General features: G+C 42.6%; 20 protein-coding genes. 9 read left to right on the top strand and 11 right to left on the bottom strand.

From position 1 onward, the window contains the following. Window positions 1–174 precede the first annotated feature (174 nt). Window positions 175–612 carry a MarR family winged helix-turn-helix transcriptional regulator gene (locus tag NSQ64_RS02035; protein ID WP_024719020.1) on the top strand — a complete coding sequence of 146 codons (438 nt, stop codon included), beginning with the start codon at window positions 175–177 and terminating at the stop codon, window positions 610–612. Window positions 613–633: 21 nt separating this feature from the next. On the opposite strand, the gene NSQ64_RS02030 is transcribed toward NSQ64_RS02035, so the two are convergent. The 4 genes from NSQ64_RS02030 to NSQ64_RS02015 all read right to left on the bottom strand — a co-directional run bounded on the left by NSQ64_RS02030 (window position 634) and on the right by NSQ64_RS02015 (window position 5,123). Continuing rightward, entirely contained in the window at window positions 634–1,767 is a 1,134-nt protein-coding gene (locus NSQ64_RS02030; RefSeq protein WP_035390568.1) for a zinc-dependent alcohol dehydrogenase, read from the bottom strand. 161 nt (window positions 1,768–1,928) lie between these two features. Then, the gene (locus NSQ64_RS02025) at window positions 1,929–2,951 is read right to left on the bottom strand and encodes a quercetin 2,3-dioxygenase (protein ID WP_341014782.1); all 1,023 of its coding nucleotides are present in this window, start codon (window positions 2,949–2,951) and stop codon (window positions 1,929–1,931) included. A gap of 80 nt (window positions 2,952–3,031) precedes the next feature. Beyond that, entirely contained in the window at window positions 3,032–3,595 is a 564-nt protein-coding gene (locus NSQ64_RS02020; protein ID WP_024719023.1) for a TetR/AcrR family transcriptional regulator, read from the bottom strand. A gap of 43 nt (window positions 3,596–3,638) precedes the next feature. Further along, window positions 3,639–5,123: an amidase gene (locus tag NSQ64_RS02015; RefSeq protein ID WP_335364653.1), complete on the bottom strand. Its 1,485-nt coding sequence runs from the start codon at window positions 5,121–5,123 to the stop codon at window positions 3,639–3,641. Between the two features lie 170 nt (window positions 5,124–5,293). Between NSQ64_RS02015 and NSQ64_RS02010 the strand changes: the two genes are divergently transcribed. After that, window positions 5,294–6,925: a S8 family serine peptidase gene (locus tag NSQ64_RS02010; RefSeq protein WP_445684634.1), complete on the top strand. Its 1,632-nt coding sequence runs from the start codon at window positions 5,294–5,296 to the stop codon at window positions 6,923–6,925. Between the two features lie 37 nt (window positions 6,926–6,962). On the opposite strand, the gene NSQ64_RS02005 is transcribed toward NSQ64_RS02010, so the two are convergent. Continuing rightward, window positions 6,963–7,499, bottom strand: coding sequence for a DUF402 domain-containing protein (locus tag NSQ64_RS02005; protein ID WP_341014778.1), 537 nt, complete (start codon window positions 7,497–7,499; stop codon window positions 6,963–6,965). A 114-nt stretch (window positions 7,500–7,613) separates the two neighbouring features. On the opposite strand from NSQ64_RS02005, the gene NSQ64_RS02000 reads away from it, so the two are divergent. Further along, a complete protein-coding gene (locus tag NSQ64_RS02000) occupies window positions 7,614–7,820 on the top strand; it encodes a hypothetical protein (protein WP_008342164.1) in 207 nt (68 codons plus the stop codon). Window positions 7,821–7,877: 57 nt separating this feature from the next. Here NSQ64_RS02000 and NSQ64_RS01995 read toward each other — a convergent pair whose 3' ends face one another. Then, window positions 7,878–8,414 (bottom strand): GNAT family N-acetyltransferase, encoded by a 537-nt coding sequence (locus NSQ64_RS01995; RefSeq protein WP_319078368.1) that lies wholly within the window; start codon window positions 8,412–8,414, stop codon window positions 7,878–7,880. Between the two features lie 211 nt (window positions 8,415–8,625). Here NSQ64_RS01995 and NSQ64_RS01990 point away from each other — a divergent pair, with 211 nt between their 5' ends. Next, a complete protein-coding gene (locus NSQ64_RS01990; protein ID WP_319078369.1) occupies window positions 8,626–9,843 on the top strand; it encodes a multidrug effflux MFS transporter in 1,218 nt (405 codons plus the stop codon). A gap of 209 nt (window positions 9,844–10,052) precedes the next feature. Here NSQ64_RS01990 and NSQ64_RS01985 read toward each other — a convergent pair whose 3' ends face one another. From NSQ64_RS01985 to NSQ64_RS01975, 3 genes are read right to left on the bottom strand one after another with little or no spacing between them, the layout of a single operon-like run. Continuing rightward, window positions 10,053–10,223 (bottom strand): hypothetical protein, encoded by a 171-nt coding sequence (locus tag NSQ64_RS01985; protein ID WP_162835678.1) that lies wholly within the window; start codon window positions 10,221–10,223, stop codon window positions 10,053–10,055. Further along, window positions 10,220–10,807 carry a DUF1700 domain-containing protein gene (locus NSQ64_RS01980; protein WP_268383278.1) on the bottom strand — a complete coding sequence of 196 codons (588 nt, stop codon included), beginning with the start codon at window positions 10,805–10,807 and terminating at the stop codon, window positions 10,220–10,222. Before NSQ64_RS01980 ends, NSQ64_RS01985 begins: the two co-directional genes overlap by 4 nt. Further along, window positions 10,800–11,117 carry a PadR family transcriptional regulator gene (locus tag NSQ64_RS01975; RefSeq protein WP_268383276.1) on the bottom strand — a complete coding sequence of 106 codons (318 nt, stop codon included), beginning with the start codon at window positions 11,115–11,117 and terminating at the stop codon, window positions 10,800–10,802. Before NSQ64_RS01975 ends, NSQ64_RS01980 begins: the two co-directional genes overlap by 8 nt. 249 nt (window positions 11,118–11,366) lie before the next feature. Here NSQ64_RS01975 and NSQ64_RS01970 point away from each other — a divergent pair, with 249 nt between their 5' ends. Next, on the top strand, window positions 11,367–12,050 hold the full coding sequence (locus tag NSQ64_RS01970; protein WP_341014771.1) for a hypothetical protein: 684 nt from the start codon (window positions 11,367–11,369) through the stop codon (window positions 12,048–12,050). A gap of 19 nt (window positions 12,051–12,069) precedes the next feature. Beyond that, the gene (locus NSQ64_RS01965) at window positions 12,070–12,267 is read left to right on the top strand and encodes a hypothetical protein (protein WP_080770761.1); all 198 of its coding nucleotides are present in this window, start codon (window positions 12,070–12,072) and stop codon (window positions 12,265–12,267) included. A 74-nt stretch (window positions 12,268–12,341) separates the two neighbouring features. Here NSQ64_RS01965 and NSQ64_RS01960 read toward each other — a convergent pair whose 3' ends face one another. Beyond that, on the bottom strand, window positions 12,342–13,172 hold the full coding sequence (locus tag NSQ64_RS01960) for a YitT family protein (RefSeq protein ID WP_025206673.1): 831 nt from the start codon (window positions 13,170–13,172) through the stop codon (window positions 12,342–12,344). Between the two features lie 336 nt (window positions 13,173–13,508). Here NSQ64_RS01960 and mmuM point away from each other — a divergent pair, with 336 nt between their 5' ends. The 3 genes from mmuM (at window position 13,509) to NSQ64_RS01945 (ending at window position 16,630) form a co-directional block, all read left to right on the top strand. Continuing rightward, window positions 13,509–14,447, top strand: coding sequence for a homocysteine S-methyltransferase (gene mmuM / locus NSQ64_RS01955; protein WP_046526612.1), 939 nt, complete (start codon window positions 13,509–13,511; stop codon window positions 14,445–14,447). A 46-nt stretch (window positions 14,448–14,493) separates the two neighbouring features. Beyond that, window positions 14,494–15,897, top strand: coding sequence for an S-methylmethionine permease (mmuP, locus tag NSQ64_RS01950; RefSeq protein ID WP_341014768.1), 1,404 nt, complete (start codon window positions 14,494–14,496; stop codon window positions 15,895–15,897). 112 nt (window positions 15,898–16,009) lie between these two features. Beyond that, a complete protein-coding gene (locus NSQ64_RS01945; RefSeq protein ID WP_135010236.1) occupies window positions 16,010–16,630 on the top strand; it encodes a hypothetical protein in 621 nt (206 codons plus the stop codon). Window positions 16,631–16,976: 346 nt separating this feature from the next. On the opposite strand, the gene NSQ64_RS01940 is transcribed toward NSQ64_RS01945, so the two are convergent. Continuing rightward, on the bottom strand, window positions 16,977–17,459 hold the full coding sequence (locus tag NSQ64_RS01940) for a hypothetical protein (protein WP_007498435.1): 483 nt from the start codon (window positions 17,457–17,459) through the stop codon (window positions 16,977–16,979). Between the last annotated feature and the right edge of the window lie 53 nt (window positions 17,460–17,512).

Raw genomic sequence — 17,512 nt, 5'->3', positions numbered from 1 at the left:
AAAGAGGTGAAAGTAAAATCATTTCATTTTGGAATTGTTCCTTTTATTAATTGATAATATAGGTAATTTTATAGCCGTCTTCCATTTTGGTTTAAATGATGATGCTTATTATGATAAGATAGACCTAGTAATTGATCGGAAAATGCGAATGCAATAGGAAAAGAGGTATGGAGAATGCAACATTTCGAGCTAGAGGCAAGTTTGTTAGACCATGCACTGACAAAGTATTTAAAGGCGACGAAACGAATAGATGAAGAGAATATCCCGAAAAACGTCACGAATGTAAAAGGGTTTATTTTACGCATCATCTACCGCCATCAATCATGTACTGTGAAAAATATTCTGCAGGAAGTTTCATTATCTCCCTCCGCAACAACAACCGCTCTCAATCACTTAGAAGATGAAGGGCTGATTATCCGCTCTAGAAATAACAATGACCGCCGTACGGTATGGATTACACTCTCTGAATCAGGTGAACAAATCGCCAGACAAATGATCGACAATCGTCAGCTGCTTGTCAATCAACTGTTCAATCACCTATCAGAAGAAGATAAAAAAACATTTTTTGAATTAATCGAAAAAATGATGGACGAGTATACATTAAAGGCTTAGGAAATATCCTAAGCCTTCTTTTTATGGCTTTAAGATGACTTTTATACAATCATCTTGTTTTTCATTGAATATGTGATACGCATGAGCTGCGTCATCTAGCGGCAATTGATGTGTGATGATCGCTCTAGGATCAATTTCCCCGGTTGTCACTTTTTGATAAAGCTTTGACATGTACCCTCTCGCTGGCGCCTGTCCCATTTTCAGCGTGACGTTTCTTGCGAAAAAAGCACCCAATGGGAACATATTGTAAAGACCTCCATACACACCCGTCAGCTGAACAGTCCCGCATTTCCTCACGGCTTTTGTGGCAATTTGAATGGGCCCTATCGTTCCGCCTTGCAGCTTGAGCTTCTGTTCAATCTTTTCAAGCGGTGACTTTTTCCCATCCATCCCCACACAATCAATGACAACATCCGCCCCACCTTTTGTGAGCTCTTTTAGGGTTTCTCCCATGTCAGGGTCTTCTGTAAAATCAAATACTTCTACGCCGCTCATTCGTTTTGCATGGTGAAGGCGATAGTCTATGTAATCAACAGCAATGACCCGCTCTGCGCCCTTTTGCCAAGCAAATTGCTGTGCCATTAACCCAACAGGTCCACATCCTAGCACAATGACCGTATCCCCCTTTTTTACACCTGCGTGTTCTACACTCCAATAAGCAGTTGGCAGAACATCTGATAAAAACAGCAATTGTTCATCCTCTAACTCACAATCATCCGGCACCTTAAATGGTGTATAGTTTCCAAAGGGCACACGTAAATATTCAGCCTGTCCTCCGGGGTAATTCCCATATTTCTCACTGTATCCAAAAAGTCCGCCTGAATCATAATGGGGATTTGAGTGATCGCATTGACTTTCTAAATGGTGATGGCAATACTGGCATTGACCACACGCCACGGTAAATGGAATGACGACACGATCTCCCTTTTTCACCGCAGTGACATCCGGCCCGACTTCCTCTACCACCCCCATCGGTTCATGCCCAATCACATAGCCAATAGGAAGCGGGAAATTCCCTTGATATAAATGTAAATCTGACCCACAAATTGCTGTAGATGTTATCCGAACGATGACATCTTCACGATCTTGTATAGATGGTGCAGCTACTTCCTTTACCGCAATGCGGCTTTTCCCTTGATAGGTGACAGCTCTCATCTGCATTTCCTCCTTTAGTTCAAGTCATCATTTCTATAGCTTCACCTTGAATGGATGGTTCATGCATATGAATATGGATGCTGTTCCATAAGGGAAAACAAAATAACCCGCCGATTGATTCAGCAGGTTGTTTACTTCAATATGTGTAACGCGTTACACAGCTATTTTTCTTCGACAAACACCAAATCATACTGAGCAGAGGTCTCCCCACCCTCCATCATGTTCCCTTCCTGTATAAAATAAGGGCACATACCTGGACTTTGTGCTTCTTCAAATTGTTCAAACACTTGCTCAATATAGCCAGGCAGCAGCAAAACCAAAAATTTATTTGAATGAGACACTAATTCATACGAGTGAACGGTATTCGGAGGAATATAAGCAAAATCCCCCGGCATCAAGCAAATATTTTCTCCGTTTAACTGAAGATTCATTCTGCCTTCAACACAATAAAGTGCTTCTGTATGCACTTCATGATAATGCGGACGTAAGCCTTTTCCCTTTGTCCCTTCAATCACAAAATAACTGAATCCGCCTCCTGTTGTTTCTGTTGTCGCAATCAGCTCATGAAGCTGACCTCCGACCATGTATTGCTTTCCTTCACCAGCCTCCAGCACATATGGCTGCACTGCGCGCGGGAGCTGACTATGAAACAAAACAGCTGGCTTGGTTGTATTGGATAGCTCCCTAATGCCGTGCATCAACATGATATCGCTTTCTTTTTCAGCCTGATGAAAGCTGTCTGCATCAAATGGGTGATCAGTCATCGGCCATTCATTCTGCAACAGCCTCTTTCCGATTTGCAGATAGACATCTGTCATTTGCCCGCCCAGTGTATAAGAAATAAACCTTGTTTTGTGACTATGCATTCTATAGCCATGAATTGTTTTGGGCGGAATATGAATATAATCACAGGCCGTCATCATATACTTTTTACCGTCCAGTATCACTTCCAGCTTCCCTTCCAGCACAAAGATGGTTTCAAATAGCGTCTCATGACAATGCAGCGGAAAGTAAGCACCTTTCCCACCTGTGATTAAGACAAGCTCAAACAGTTGATTTGTTTGATTTGCTTCTGCCAGCACATGTACAAGCTGATTTTCCAAACCATACAGCTCCCCCGAACCTGACACGGTATAAAAAGAGGTATCTTCGGATTGCTTGATCGATTGTGGTTGCTCCGACATCCCATCACTCCTCATGACTAATTGACTATCTTTATTATATAGACCAATTGATATAATAGATAGGCAATATGCGAGAGATTTTACTCTTCTCGCATAAATAAGTGTCTAAGGTAACATTTTACGTGCTCTAAAGGTGTCGTTTGCTTTAATGCAGTAGTCATTGATAATCCGCCGATGACCATTGAATGAAGGAGAGATGCCCGCTCATCCGCTTTTGTTTCATCATATCCGCTATTCATCAACTTTTCTTTGACAAGCTCTTGCCAGCGAATCATTTCTTGTTTACATGCAGCATGAAGTTTTGTATGTTCAGGTTTTGACTCTGCCGCCAGTAAGACAATCGGTATCCCTCTTTCACTTTCTTGCTCCATAAAACCCCGAATGATATTTGTCATAAAATGATCGACGGCGACATATGGGTCATCAGAATAGGCAAAACTTTCTTCAATTTGATCGATGACCCTTTGACTAATATATTCAACGGCTGCTATGGCTAGCTCTTCTTTTCCATTTGGAAAGTAATAATAAAGAGATCCTTTCGGCGTGCCGCTCTCTCTAATGATTTGATTCAACCCTGTCGCATGATACCCCTGTTTACGTAAAAGAAGTGCGGCCGTTTGAATGATTTTGTCCTTCGTACTCACGTGTGACACTCCTTTCCTCCATAGACCAACGTCGATGCCATTGTTATTGATTCAGTAATGGATGCGTTCCTTTCCATAATGAGGATGATTCTATTTCTGACGCCAGTCTGAGCAGCCAGTCCTCTTTTCCTTTTGGTGCTGTCACCTGTACGCCTAAAGGCATGCCTGCTTCTGTGAGATGAACTGGCACACTCATAGATGGCTGGCCGGTTAGGTTAGCCAGCTGTGTAAATGGTGTGTAGGTCAAACTCTTGAGGAACATTTCATAAATCAGATCCTGCTGTGCTTGCATTGAAAGGGATGACACACGTAACAATGCATCAATTTCTTGATCGTTATGCATCAGCTCGCCAACCTTTGGAGCCGAATAGGCAGTAGCTGGGGTCACATATAGATCGTAGGTTTGATGAAATGCGGCCATTTTTGCAGCGGCCATATCCCATGCATCAAGACTTTCTGTATAAGCAGCCGCCGTCACATTTTTTCCTGCTTCCGCCAGTACCCATGCCACAATATCTGTCTCCTCCGGCTTCACCGGACGCCCGAATGAACGAGCCAGAGAGGTAAATAAGGCAGACATTTCACCGCTGTTCATGACGTAATATTGCTGCATCAGATGGACACCATCAATGTCCGGCTTCACTTCTTCTATTTGATGCCCTTGTTCACTCAGCCATTTCACAGTGTTCAAGACTGCCTGCTTTGCTTCCTCACTCACCTTCGTGCCTACTGGAGAGTCTACACTGTAAGCAATTCGCATAGAAGAGGTTCGTTTCACCAAATCCTCCTGATAGCTGCCGTCATATAATGGCGTTTGGAACGCAGCCTCTGGCTGAATGACTTGAAGCAAATCAAGCAGGGCTGCACTGTCTCGAACTGTTTTTGTGAGCGTAAAGTCAATGGAAGCTCCTTGCCACTGCCTTCCTGCACCCGGGCCGACCGGTGTTCTCCCCCTTGTTGGCTTGAGTCCAAATAAACCAGTAAAGGATGCCGGAATCCGAATAGACCCTCCGCCATCACTCGCTCCACCCGCAGGTACGATGCCGCTTGCCACAGCTGCTGCCGTCCCGCCGCTTGAACCGCCCGGAGAATAGTCAGCATTCCAAGGGTTTCTCGTCGGACCATATAAAAAGGGTTCTGTCACATTTCTCAATCCGAATTCAGGTGTGTTCGTATGACCGATCATGAGGAGCCCAGCCTGCTTCAATCGACGGACAAAGTGGGAATCTGTTTGCGCCTTTACATCCTTTAACAGCAAAGCACCCGCGGTCAAAGGTTCATGCTCCAACCCCTGCGATATATTTTTCAACACAAACGGAACACCAGCAAACGGCTGATCCGCATCTAGTGACTTCATGTCTTTGAACACTTGATCTCGTCTAGTATGAATCACCGCATTTAGTACTGGATTCAATTCTTCCAATCTAGTAAATGCAGCTTGTACAAGCTCTTCGGGCGTGACCTGCTTTTTCTGCACAAGTGACGCCAGTCCTGTCGCATCATACGTCATATACTCTTTTACATTCATCGGCATGTCCTTCTTTCTCATATTATGATCTCTCTATTGTCTACTAGAATTCTATGAAATTCAATTTCGGGATACGTGTGAAAAAAACTTTCTTTCTAGACTATGATTCTTCTAACCATCTATCTTATTTCTCCGATATAATAAAGAAAAAAAGACGGAGGTCACCTCATATGCAAGGAGCCATTGCCTTGAAAAAGAAAATCGTCGTGGTCATCGCGTTTCTTCTTGCTTTGACAACTGCTTTGCCCTTCCATTCGCAGGCAGCTGCACCACCAAAAGAAACAGATGTCATCATCGTCTATAAAAATCAAAAAGGAAAACAGACGGCTATTCAAGAAAGTGAAAAAGTGAACGCTCAATACATACATCTTCCAGCTGTAGCAGTGACAGCAGATGAGCAAGCTGTCACCTCACTTAAAAAAGATCCGAACATCGCTTATGTTTCAAAAAACGTTAGGGTCAAACTCGCTTCTTCTACCGTGAAAAAAACGGCTGCTGCTACTGGTCAGGATGCTTTGGTACAAAAATCTTATAACTTGCAGAAGCTCAATGTAAAGCAAGCAATCAAAGAAGGCGTGACAGGGAAAAATGTGAAAGTAGCCGTTCTCGATACTGGTATTTTCCCACATGAAGATTTAAAGGTAGCCGGCGGTAAATCATTCGTCAATTACACGTCTTCTTACAAAGATGATGAAGGACATGGAACACATGTCGCCGGTACAATTGGGGCGCTTAATAATGATTACGGTACGGTCGGTGTCGCTTCTGGTGTGAAGCTGTATGCTGTAAAAGTATTAGATAAAAAAGGAGAAGGCGACTTATACAGTCTGCTCCGAGGCATTGATTGGGCAATTAGCAATAAGATGGACATCATCAACCTAAGTCTAGGTTTTGAAGATAACATTCCGATTTTACGTTCAGCAGTTGATGAAGCATACAAAAAAGGACTGCTGGTCGTTGCTGCAAGTGGAAATGATGGAAAGAAGAATGGGATTAGTTATCCTGCCGCATACAATAGCGTCATTGCTGTTTCCGCAACGACTGACAAAGACAAACTCGCCTCCATCTCTAATACGGGGAAAGGAATTGAATTTTCCGCTCCCGGCGAGAACGTCATCAGTACCTATTTGAAAAATGAATATTGGTATGCAACGGGTACATCACAAGCGGCACCGCATGTCACAGGGATGCTGGCGCTGTTAAAACAGCTACATCCTAAGAAAACAAATGTTCAGCTCCGCACTTTATTGCGCAGCTATACAGTGGATCTTGGCGCAAAAGGAAAAGATCCACAATTCGGCTATGGCCGCGTGCAATATGTGCCGCAGTCAACCTTTTTAAAGGCTGCGACAAGCGCAGTCAAGACAGCCGAAACATCTAAAAAACAGACAGATGTTGATCAAGCCAAAACGAAAATTGGCAGACTCACTGCCAGCAAGCAAAAAACCGCACTCACTGACCGAGTCAAAAAAGTCCAAACAGCCATTGATATTCGTGACGCACGAGCGAAGGTCAAATCAGCTGAAAAAAGTAAAACCCAAGGCTCGATTAAAAGTGCCCAAACGGCTATTAAAAAGCTATCCAAAGGCAAAGAAAAAACAAGCCTGCAAAACCGGCTCGACAAAGTCAAAAAACAAGTCGCCTATCAAAAGAAAGTGACAGATGCCAAACAAAAAGTCAAAAAAGCCGAAGCCAAACGAACAAAGAAAACAAAAGCAACCGCTCAAAGTGCGGTCAAACAACTAAAAGCATCTAAAACGAAAAATGCTTTACAAAAACGACTAAACCGGATCAAGGTTTGATAGAAAAACGATTCCTTTCAGCAAGGAATCGTTTTTTCTATTTCAACATCTTCTGAAACAGGGTGTGATGATATTTCCCTTTCGCATCCAGCCTCACTTGATCGAGGATGTGCGCTAACGAATGGATGACATCACGGAGTGCTTGATGAACCGAGCCGTGTTCAAAGGAAGCTAAACTCTCCGGCAGTTCATCTTCATCCAAAACAAAGAAATCACCATTCGGAAGAACGAGTAGATCAATCAATAAATCTTCAAAAACAACCGTCCGTTCTTCAAACCATGTATGTCTGACGATATTCACATAAGAGCCAAGTTCATTGCCTTGATCATCTCGCCAAAAATAGACATTGTAAGGCCGGTCCGTCCAATAATAAGCGGTCGTATAACTCCCTTTTGGAATCGTGACAGTGCCATCACCAGCAACCATTGTAAATGGTTCTTGAATTTTATGAAACAACACGACTTGCTGCTCCTGTGCGTCTAACAGCTGACACGTATGTTCCACAACCTGATCATCGTATTTGATTTTTCTCTCAATGACGTCATCCCAAGAATTTGCATATAGCGGAAACAATCGGTCACAACCCCTTCTGCATCTACTTCTTATTCTAGTATACACTGCTTTCTTTTAAAGAAATAAAGGTTCACTGCTGCTGCCTATAGAAGACATATGGTGAGGTGAAAACAAATGAACGGAATCACAATCATCGAAACCGTAGCAGAACTCGGACAAATCATCTTGGTTTTTTGTGGCTATGCCCTTTACTGGCGGCTTGTGAAAACGAAAAGAGATCGAAAGCTGACCCCTTATGAACATGTGTTGAAATTCTTTGTCATGTTCGGATTAATCTCATGGTGCTTTTCATATATGGCACTGAACGTATGGGTATCATGAGAAAGAGGAAGAGCCCCGTCCATGCAGGACATGCTCTTCCTCTTCTTATGCAGCGTGTTATGAGCCAGCCGGCTGTTCTTTTTTGATCACATACTGATAGCTCTTCACATGCGTCCCATTTTGATTCACAAATTCTTTATCAAGTGCCCGTTCAAAGCCCATTCTTTCATATAAACGAATGGCGGCCTGCATTTTATCCGACGTATGAAGGTACAGGACGTTCTCGCCCCACGATTGCGTCAGTTCTATACTTTTACGCAACAAGGACTCTGCAATACCTTTTCCTCTCACATCAGGATCTACCCCTAAAAACCGGACAATCGCTGAAGTAATGCCCATCTCTGGCTTGTCATATGCCTGTTCTGATGATCGGAACATTTGAAGGGTCCCCACGACCTTGCCCTCAAGCTCGGCCACAAGCATCAACTCCATGTTTGGGCTATCTACAGCCGCTCGCAGGGCTGCAGAATAGTTTTGCCAGCCTTCCTCTGTAAATTGAGGCTCATACTGTGCGTATGATTTGATCAGCACATGTGTGATCGCCTCATGATCTTCACTCACCGCTTGACGAATGATCAACTCTTGCTGCTCCATGCCAGCACCTCCTGTTTGTCTATGAATGGATATACGTATCATGCAATCACTGCATGCCGATGACCTGATTCTTTTCTCTACTCATTCAATGTAAAGAGTCTTCTTTTAAAGATCAATTATTTTGCACGAAATTTTCTTTGAAAATTTTGATTGAAATGGAAAGCTTGATTCATTATGCTGATTTGAGGACGTATACGAGGAGTGGCATCATATGAATTCTTTATCTTATCCCCAAGAATCGAAAAAAAATCGATTCCTCCTTGCCGCGCTTCTTGGCTCTTTAACAGCCCTTGCACCGCTGGCAATGGATATGTATTTACCTGCTTTACCTAATATCGCCCGTGACTTTGAAGCAAGCACGGCGCTGTCTCAGTTAAGTCTCATGGCTTGTTTGATTGGACTTGCGCTTGGACAGCTGATTGCAGGTCCAATCAGTGATACAGTCGGCAGAAGAAAGCCGCTGATGGTTGGATTAATCATTTTTATTGCGGCCTCTCTTTTATGCACAGTGGTCACATCAATTTGGACATTCATTCTTTTAAGGCTGATTCAAGGACTTGCTGGATCAGCAGGCATTGTCATTGCACGAGCCATCGTACGAGATCATTATGAAGGCTCAGAAATGACGAAATTCTTTGCTTTGCTCATGTTAGTCAACGGAGTGGCTCCAGCAGCGGCACCGATCGTGGGCGGACAAATGTTACGGTTCACGACGTGGCAGGGTGTGTTTGTTCTGCTAGGAATCCTCGGGGCGCTCATGCTTCTAAGATCGATGTTTTCATTGAAAGAAAGCTTACCTGTGGAACGTAGACAGACTGGAGGCTTCAAACAGATCTTAGGTGCGATGAAAATTCTAGCGAGCGATCGACTCTTTGTCGGATATGCTCTCTCACAAGGACTTGTCTTCGCCGCCATGTTTGCGTATATCTCTGGATCACCGTTTGTATTGCAGGAGATTTTCAACCTTTCTCCGCAGGGCTTCAGCGCTGCCTTTGCGGTGAATAGTCTTGGCATCATCACAGCCGGACAAGTATTTGCCCGCGTTGCTGCGAAAATTGGTGAGGAGAAAGTCCTTCGCATTGGGCTGCTGACAGCTGCTTTAGGAGGCGTCACCTTGTGTGTGATGATCTCTATTGATGCAGGATTATATTGCATTCTTATTCCGCTCTTTTTTGTGGTCTCAAGCGTTGGGATTGTCGGCACGTCTGCTCCTTCTCTTGCGATGCAGCATCACGGTGCGCATGCTGGAAGTGCCGCTGCCCTCATCGGCGTGGCACAAATGCTTCTTGGCGCATGCATGACACCCCTTGTCGGCTTAGCTGGAAGCCAGACTGCCTTTCCCATGGGGCTGATTATTATGCTCTGTGACCTTGGCGCACTCTGCTGTTATTTTTTCTTTGTTGCCAGAGCGAAAAAAAGACCCGCATAAGCGGGTCGCAGATTGTTGACAAAGGGCTAAAATGAACTTTATTTTAGCCCTTTATCTTCTTTTCAGCGTGATAGAAAACCTTTGCAGCCCTAGGAAGGACGAGCATCGGCGCGGAGCGAATTTGACATTCGTGAGCACCGAAGCGCAGGACTGACACCGAATGCGAGGGTTTGTCTACACGCTGAGACCCGCATAAGCGGGTCTTTCATTTATGGCTTGCTCCAATTGATCGTGCGGAACACATTGTTCTGATCATTGTTTTGATATGCATCTAGGTCAAAGCCTGAAAGTCCAAAACCAATTGCCATGACTATTCCTCCGGCAACGGTGAAGATGATCCCCCATTTGATGCATTGCTTTTTTAAATCATTCACGTTCATACTCTCACGACCTTCTTTTTAAACATTCCCATGAATGCCTTAGTGGTTTGAACAGTCACTTGCACAAATAGCTTTGTTAAATACGCCGTGGCTATGCCGCTTAATAATCCGACACCTAATAGAAGAATCCCAACTCCGATCTGCGTCACCACCACATGCAAACCATCCTGAAAAATAAATGGAGAACCAATGATACTCCAAAAACCGCCGAGCAGACCAACTAGCGTCATTGTAGCTGTCACGAGTGGAACGCACCAAATCACCATATACACAGAAAGAATCAGCAGGAAGACTGTTGCTAGAATGCTGCCCCATAACGGAAAGCCTAAAATGAGGATGGAGAGCCTTGTGGCTTTTTCTCCAAACGTCGGCACCTGAATGGTTTTGATTCCTTGTTCCTTCATAATCCCTTCAGCAATAATGGCAGGCTGACCGACTTGATGAACTGCTTCCTGTTCACTGTAGCCATCTTCCTGATAATCCTCGATCATTTCATCGTAATACTCGATGAACCGATCACTTTCTTTTTCGCCCAGACGATGCAGGTGCTTCTCCAAGCTGGCTAAAAATTCTTTTTTATTCATTGCCCTGTCCTCCAGAAATAAAGTCGTAAATCGCCATCACTTGATCCCATTCCGCTAAAAACTGTGCCATATGCTCACGGCCGCCTTTTGTCATCCGGTAGTATTTTCTTAATCGACTGTTATGTTCCTGTGAATAGGTCTCAACATAATTGTTTTGCTCTAACCGCTTTAATATCGGATATAATGTCGATTCTGAAATCTCAATACAATGGGACATATCTTTAATCATTTGATAACCATAGGAATCGCCTTTCTTTAATACCGCCAGTACACAGAATTCCAGTAATCCTTTTTTTAGTTGTGCATTCATGTTTACAACTCCTAACTATTTATACTATACAATACATAGTATGATGTGACAAGAGGTATATCTGATGAATTCCAAATATCACATCTTTACAATGCTCGTTTCATTAAGAGTATTTATACTCAGATGAATTATGATCAACCGTAATATATTAGAAATTTATCTGTTTATTTCATTTTTTTAGAGGAATAAGTTTAATTTTATGGAATTAATAAGTTGATTCGATAATATAATATGAAAGGGGCAGTTACTTTGAAAAGGCTTGCTTTTTTCTGTTTGATTTTACTAATTTCAACAATCCTCCCCCAGTCTAATTTAAGTGCTATTTCTCCCTCTAAATTTTCTGTAAACGAAAATAACTTTAAAGATTCTTATGAGGGTAAGTTATTCTCTGAAAAAATTATTTTTAATGACAGTCTTATAAAGTACTCCTATGATTTCACTGATTCAGAAAAAAACGTTGTTAAAATTAAAGAGGAAGGTAACAATAGCGAAACTTTAGTGGAGTTCTATAACAACACTCAGACACTTTTTATTAATGGTAGGAAGGATGAAAATTTAAAAGTATCTACGGATAATACCGTATCTACAGAATTCACAACCCAAGCTGTTCCAAAAGGCGGCTCTTACATGGGAAAATTCAACTATTCTTATAACATAAAAAATGTAACAATTGGGCTTGCTGCAGCAAGCATTTCTGCTGTTACTAAAGCTCCAGTTAGTGTGATTACAGCTATTATTGCATTTCTTGCTGGCACATCCACCACACTGTACTATACAGTTTTTCAATACCGATATGCTTTTAAATGTAATGCTTATCCTTATTTTAATCATACTAAGTTTTACGAAAACTCAACTCGAAAAAAAGTGATGAGAACGGCAGAAAGTGGAAAATTCTTTTCAACTCAACCAATACCGGCTAGTTGTAGACCTTAAAAGAGAGGAGTTGATGATCTTGAATAGAGCGTTGAGCAATTACCTCACGTTAGTTATTACATTAACATTATGTTATATCGTGTATTTGTTCATCTTCAAACAACCTTTTACCATTACACCCATCATCCTGTTTGTGGTGGGAGCCGCCATTGCTGAGTGTATACGTTTTTTCGTTCTGAAAAGTAACGAGAAAAAAGATGATACCTTGAAAAAATAGTCCCTTAAACATAAGATCACTCAACATATGAAAAGACACCCCCACTTTATAGTGGAGGTGTCTTTTTTTACTTTTTATATATTCACAAATCCTTCTCCAAACACATCCCGTACGTCATGGACAACAACGAATGCGTCTCGATCAATTTTCTTAATGATTTTCTTTAAACGCATCAGCTCCTGTTTTTGAATGACTGCATAGAGAATTTCCTTCGATTCCTTCGAATAATGACCGCGACCGTTTAAAATGGTCACGCCTCGATCCAAGGTGTGATTGATTTCTTCTGCAATATCATCTTTGCATGAAGAAATAATCGTCACTGCTTTTTTCGTGTTAAGCCCTTCTATGACGAAATCCATCACCTTAGTCGCCACATATAGCATCACAATCGTAAACATTAATTTTTCCGCACCAATAATAAAGTAAGAAGCAAAAACAACGATCAGATCAAAGAACAAGATGGCGTAGCTCACGTTCCAGTCTAGATACTTATTCGCAATTCGCCCAAGAATGGCAGATCCCGCTGTTGTACCGCCCGCTCTTAAAACAAGACCAATGCCAATACCAATGATGATCCCTGCGAAAATAGAACCAATGATCAATTCATGGACATTCACCACCCATGTAGTGGTCAAATGTAAAAATAGAGAGTTACTTGCGACAGCTACCACTGTGTAGATCGTGGTCTTCTTGTCCAAGTATTTATACCCCACAAGTAATAAAATCGCATTCAACACAAGGTTTGTCAGCCACGGCGCAATCTCAAACATATAGTAGAAAATGATGGACAGCCCCGTTACGCCGCCTTCACCAAACTCAAGCGGAATGACAAACATGTTCACAGCTGCAGCAAATAAAAAAGAACCAACTAGAATCATTGCAATATCTTTTACACATTTTTTCAATTTCTTCTTTCCTCCTTTTTTAAGCATATAAAAAACCCTCTTTCTGCACGAAAGAAGACAGTCGTTGGACAAAATAAAAATCAAAAGACGGCGCCTTTTGATGAAGCTTTCTGAAATGAACCTTTCCATAATATATATCTCTTTTTAGAGGCTGTCAATGACTTGGTTTTCTATTATTTCAACTGTATGTTTATGCACTCAAACCCGCATGTTTTCAGGGTTTTTCCGTCGTATGATGCTTATTCCTCTCCTTGACAAAAACACTTTAGTCATTTAAACTACTGCCTCATATCATATCCATTATTTCCGATCGACAAAGGAGGCTGTTTGATTTATATGAATCCTATTCAAAGCCGTTTACAGGCTCACACACCTTTGATTTTAGATGGTGCACTTGCAACAGAGCTTGAACGAAAGGGCTGTGATTTAAACGACAGTTTATGGTCAGCCAAAATCCTCATTGAACAGCCAGAATTGATTCAGCAAGTACACTTGGACTACTTCCAAGCAGGTGCTGACTGTGCAACAACAGCCAGCTACCAAACGACGATTGATGGCTTTGCTGAAAAAGGCTACACAAAAGAAGATGCAATCGAATTAATGAAACGATCTGTCACGTTAGCAAAAGAAGCATGCGAGCAGTTTTGGCAGGATGAGACACATCGTAAAGAGCGGACAAAACCATTTGTCGCTGGATCTGTGGGGCCCTTCGGTGCTTATTTGTCTGACGGTTCAGAATATAAGGGAAATTACGGACTCACAGAGCAGGCGCTCATTGATTTTCACAGACCAAGAATTCAAGCATTGGTAGAGGCTGGTGCAGATATTCTCGCTTGTGAAACCATCCCTTGTCTCATTGAAGCAATCGCTATCGCTAAACTGCTGCAGGATGAGTTCAGCGGTGTATATGCGTGGATTACATTTAGTGCAAAGGATGGTCAGCACATTAGTGAAGGAGATTTACTTAGAGACTGTGTACAAGCACTTGAGCCATATGAGCAGATCGCTGCTGTTGGCGTAAACTGTACACCGCCGCAATATATGTCTTCTCTCATTCAGGAGATGAAAAAAGGGACGAGCAAACCGATTGTCGTGTATCCGAACTCAGGGGAATTATATGATCCTGAAGAAAAGGTTTGGAGCGGCGATACGTCTCACCATACATTTGGTGAATGTGCGCAGCAATGGTATAAAGACGGCGCACAAATCATCGGCGGCTGCTGCCGGACGACACCAGAGGATATTACCGATATCTTAAAACAGGCAACATCGTAGCATCATGACTCAACACACATACTTTTAAGCAAAAGGGCGGGAAGACATGGAACAAGCAAAAGATCAGTCACAACAATATCAACGAAAAATGACAAGCCGTCACCTGTTCATGCTTTCTTTAGGTGGCGTGATTGGCACAGGACTCTTTTTAAGCTCAGGATATACGATCAATCAGGCCGGACCTGCGGGAACGATTTTGGCTTATCTGGTTGGGGCATTAATTGTGTACCTCGTGATGCTCTGTTTAGGTGAACTGTCTGTCGCAATGCCGGTTACAGGCGCTTTTCACACATATGCAACAAAATACATTGGGCCCGGCACTGGCTATACAGTGGCTTGGCTTTACTGGCTGACATGGACCGTGGCACTTGGTTCAGAATTTACAGCGGCAGGTCTTTTAATGCAGCGCTGGTTCCCGGCCACATCAGTTTGGATGTGGAGCGGTGTTTTTGCCATTCTCATCTTTTTACTCAATGCTTTTACAGTTAAGTTTTTTGCAGAATCGGAATTTTGGTTTTCTAGCATTAAAGTCATGGCTATTATTCTCTTTATTATCCTTGGCGGAGCCGCGATGTTTGGATTGATTCCACTAAAAGGCGGTGAGGCCGCTCCGTTCTTCTCTAACTTCACTGGAGATGGGGGTCTCTTCCCAAACGGCTTTTTACCGATTTTAATGACCATGCTGGCTGTTAATTTTGCTTTTTCGGGTACTGAGCTAATTGGGATTGCTGCGGGCGAAAGTGTCAATCCAGATGAGACCATTCCCCGGGCGATTCGCACGACTGTGCTACGTCTTGTCCTGTTTTTCGTCGGAACGATCGTGGTCTTAGCCGGCTTAATTCCAGTAGAAGAAGCCGGGGTGATCAAAAGTCCTTTCGTTGTGGTCTTTGACCGCATCGGTATTCCTTATGCGGCAGATTTCATGAATTTTGTCATTCTGACAGCGATTTTATCTGCTGCAAACTCAGGGCTATACGCCTCATCTCGCATGCTATGGTCCCTTTCTGAAGAACGAACATTACCTAAAAAGCTGGCAAAATTGACGTCAAAGGGAATTCCTTTGAATGCACTCATTTTGAGTATGATTGGGGGCATTCTCTCTTTGCTATCGAGTGTCATCGCACCTGAAACGGTGTATCTGGTTCTTGTTTCAATCTCTGGACTCGCCGTTGTTGTTGTATGGATGGGAATTGCAGCTTCACAGTTCATGTTTCGCAAAAAATTCTTACAGGATGGCGGACAGCTTCATGATTTATCTTTCCGAACCCCGCTCTATCCGGTGGTTCCGATTGCTGCCTTCCTCCTATGCCTTGCATCTGTGATCGGCATTGCTTTTGATCCAAATCAGCGTATTGCTCTTATATGCGGTATCCCTTTTATCGCACTCTGCTATGCTGCCTATTACGTGACAACATGGATTCAGAAAAAACGAGAAAAACCTGGTGTATAGCACCAGGTTTTTTGTTTGTTCCAAAAAAGGATATCACTAGCAAAACAAAGACATTTTGGTATATGATAGGAATCTATGATTTTCAGGACGAATCAAGGGAGCTGTTTTTAATATGGAAATGACCATTACAAGAGCATTAAGTGAACTGAAAATGTTAGATAAAAGAATCAACCGAACGATTGATGAAGCTGTACTCGGTGGCTTGGTCATCGGGAAACATATACAGAACGGATTTCAAAATCAAGAAGAAGTAGAAAAAAAGGCAAAAGCAGATGACCAATCGATTCAAGCATTAATCAAACGCCGAAATGCCATTAAATCAGCCATCGTTGTGTCGAATGCTACGACAACGATTGAGGTGGCGGGTGTTAGCATGACCGTAGCAGAAGCCATTGAACGCAAGACATCCATAGATTACGATATTCGTTATTTACGAAAATTAAAAAAGGTCTATACAGAGCTGGTTGACCAGTCAGAACAAATCAATGAAGATGTGAAAAAGAGACTGGATCAACATTTAGAAACACTATTTGGGAAAGACGGAAAAACACAAGCCGCTGCCAACCAAGAGATCGTCAAGTCATTCCTAGCTGAAAATGAGGCGGCGATCATTGACCCTCTTCGTCTTCGAGTGAAGATTGAACAGCTTTCGAAAGAGATTGAAGATTTCCAAATGGAAGTGGATTTCTCCTTATCAGAAAGCAATACCTTGACAAAAATACAGATCGACTAGTCGATTTTGTTAGTGAGCCGAAAATCGATAGGACTAAACACCTCCGAGGGAAAGGTCATTCCCTCCTCATCTGATGATCATCTTAGGATGATCCATGATAAAAGCTCAAAGCTGAACGTTCAAAGCTGAAAGCTCAAGTATTCAAAGTTCTTATCCATCAAAGCTCAAGATGTAAAGCTCAATGCTCGATCGAATCTGGGAGAAACGGCTCATGAGTGTTTGTTTATCGACTCTTTCGGTTGCCGCCCAGCAGGTTTGCTAACAAAAAGAAAAGGATGTCACTAGCTGACATCCTTTTTTTCTATGAAAACGACAGGGCTTGCGCCAAGTCGCATCTTCTAGCAGATTAGTAACGTGATGTATATGCCAAATGGTACACACTTGTCACATTTGAAGATAGCGTGATGTCGTTTGAAGTGAAAGTCACTGGAACGATATCGTAGTAATGTGTAGACCAGCCTGCATTATTGTATGTACGGTAGCCTGCACCTGCAGGCACTTGAATCGTTAGTGAAAATTGTCCATTCTCGTCTGTTGTACCTGTCGCTGTTTGAGCATATGATTTGATTGCTGCTTCAAAATAAAGCTGAATTGGCTGATTCGCCATGAGTTGACCACTTGTGTCCTTTAATGTTCCTTTAAAAGTAGCTGGATAATATGAACCTACACGATATTTACTGCCAGAACCGTAATTGACCATACCACCGTCTGCTGCTGTGACGCCTGTTACTTGTACGGATGCTGGTACTGCTCCTGTTTCCTCTGCATGTGCAAAGCTTGGGAAAACGAGAAGCAATGATAGAAAGAAAGCAAACATGATTTTTTTCATCGATAAATCCTCCTTTTTTTCCTACTATATTACTATCGACAGTTATTGTCATT

This window comes from Bacillus sp. FSL W8-0183 (assembly GCF_038006825.1).
GTDB lineage: Bacteria > Bacillota > Bacilli > Bacillales > Bacillaceae > Bacillus > Bacillus altitudinis.
The sequence above is the reverse complement of the archived record's forward strand: the minus strand, read 5'-3'. Positions and strand labels throughout refer to the sequence as shown.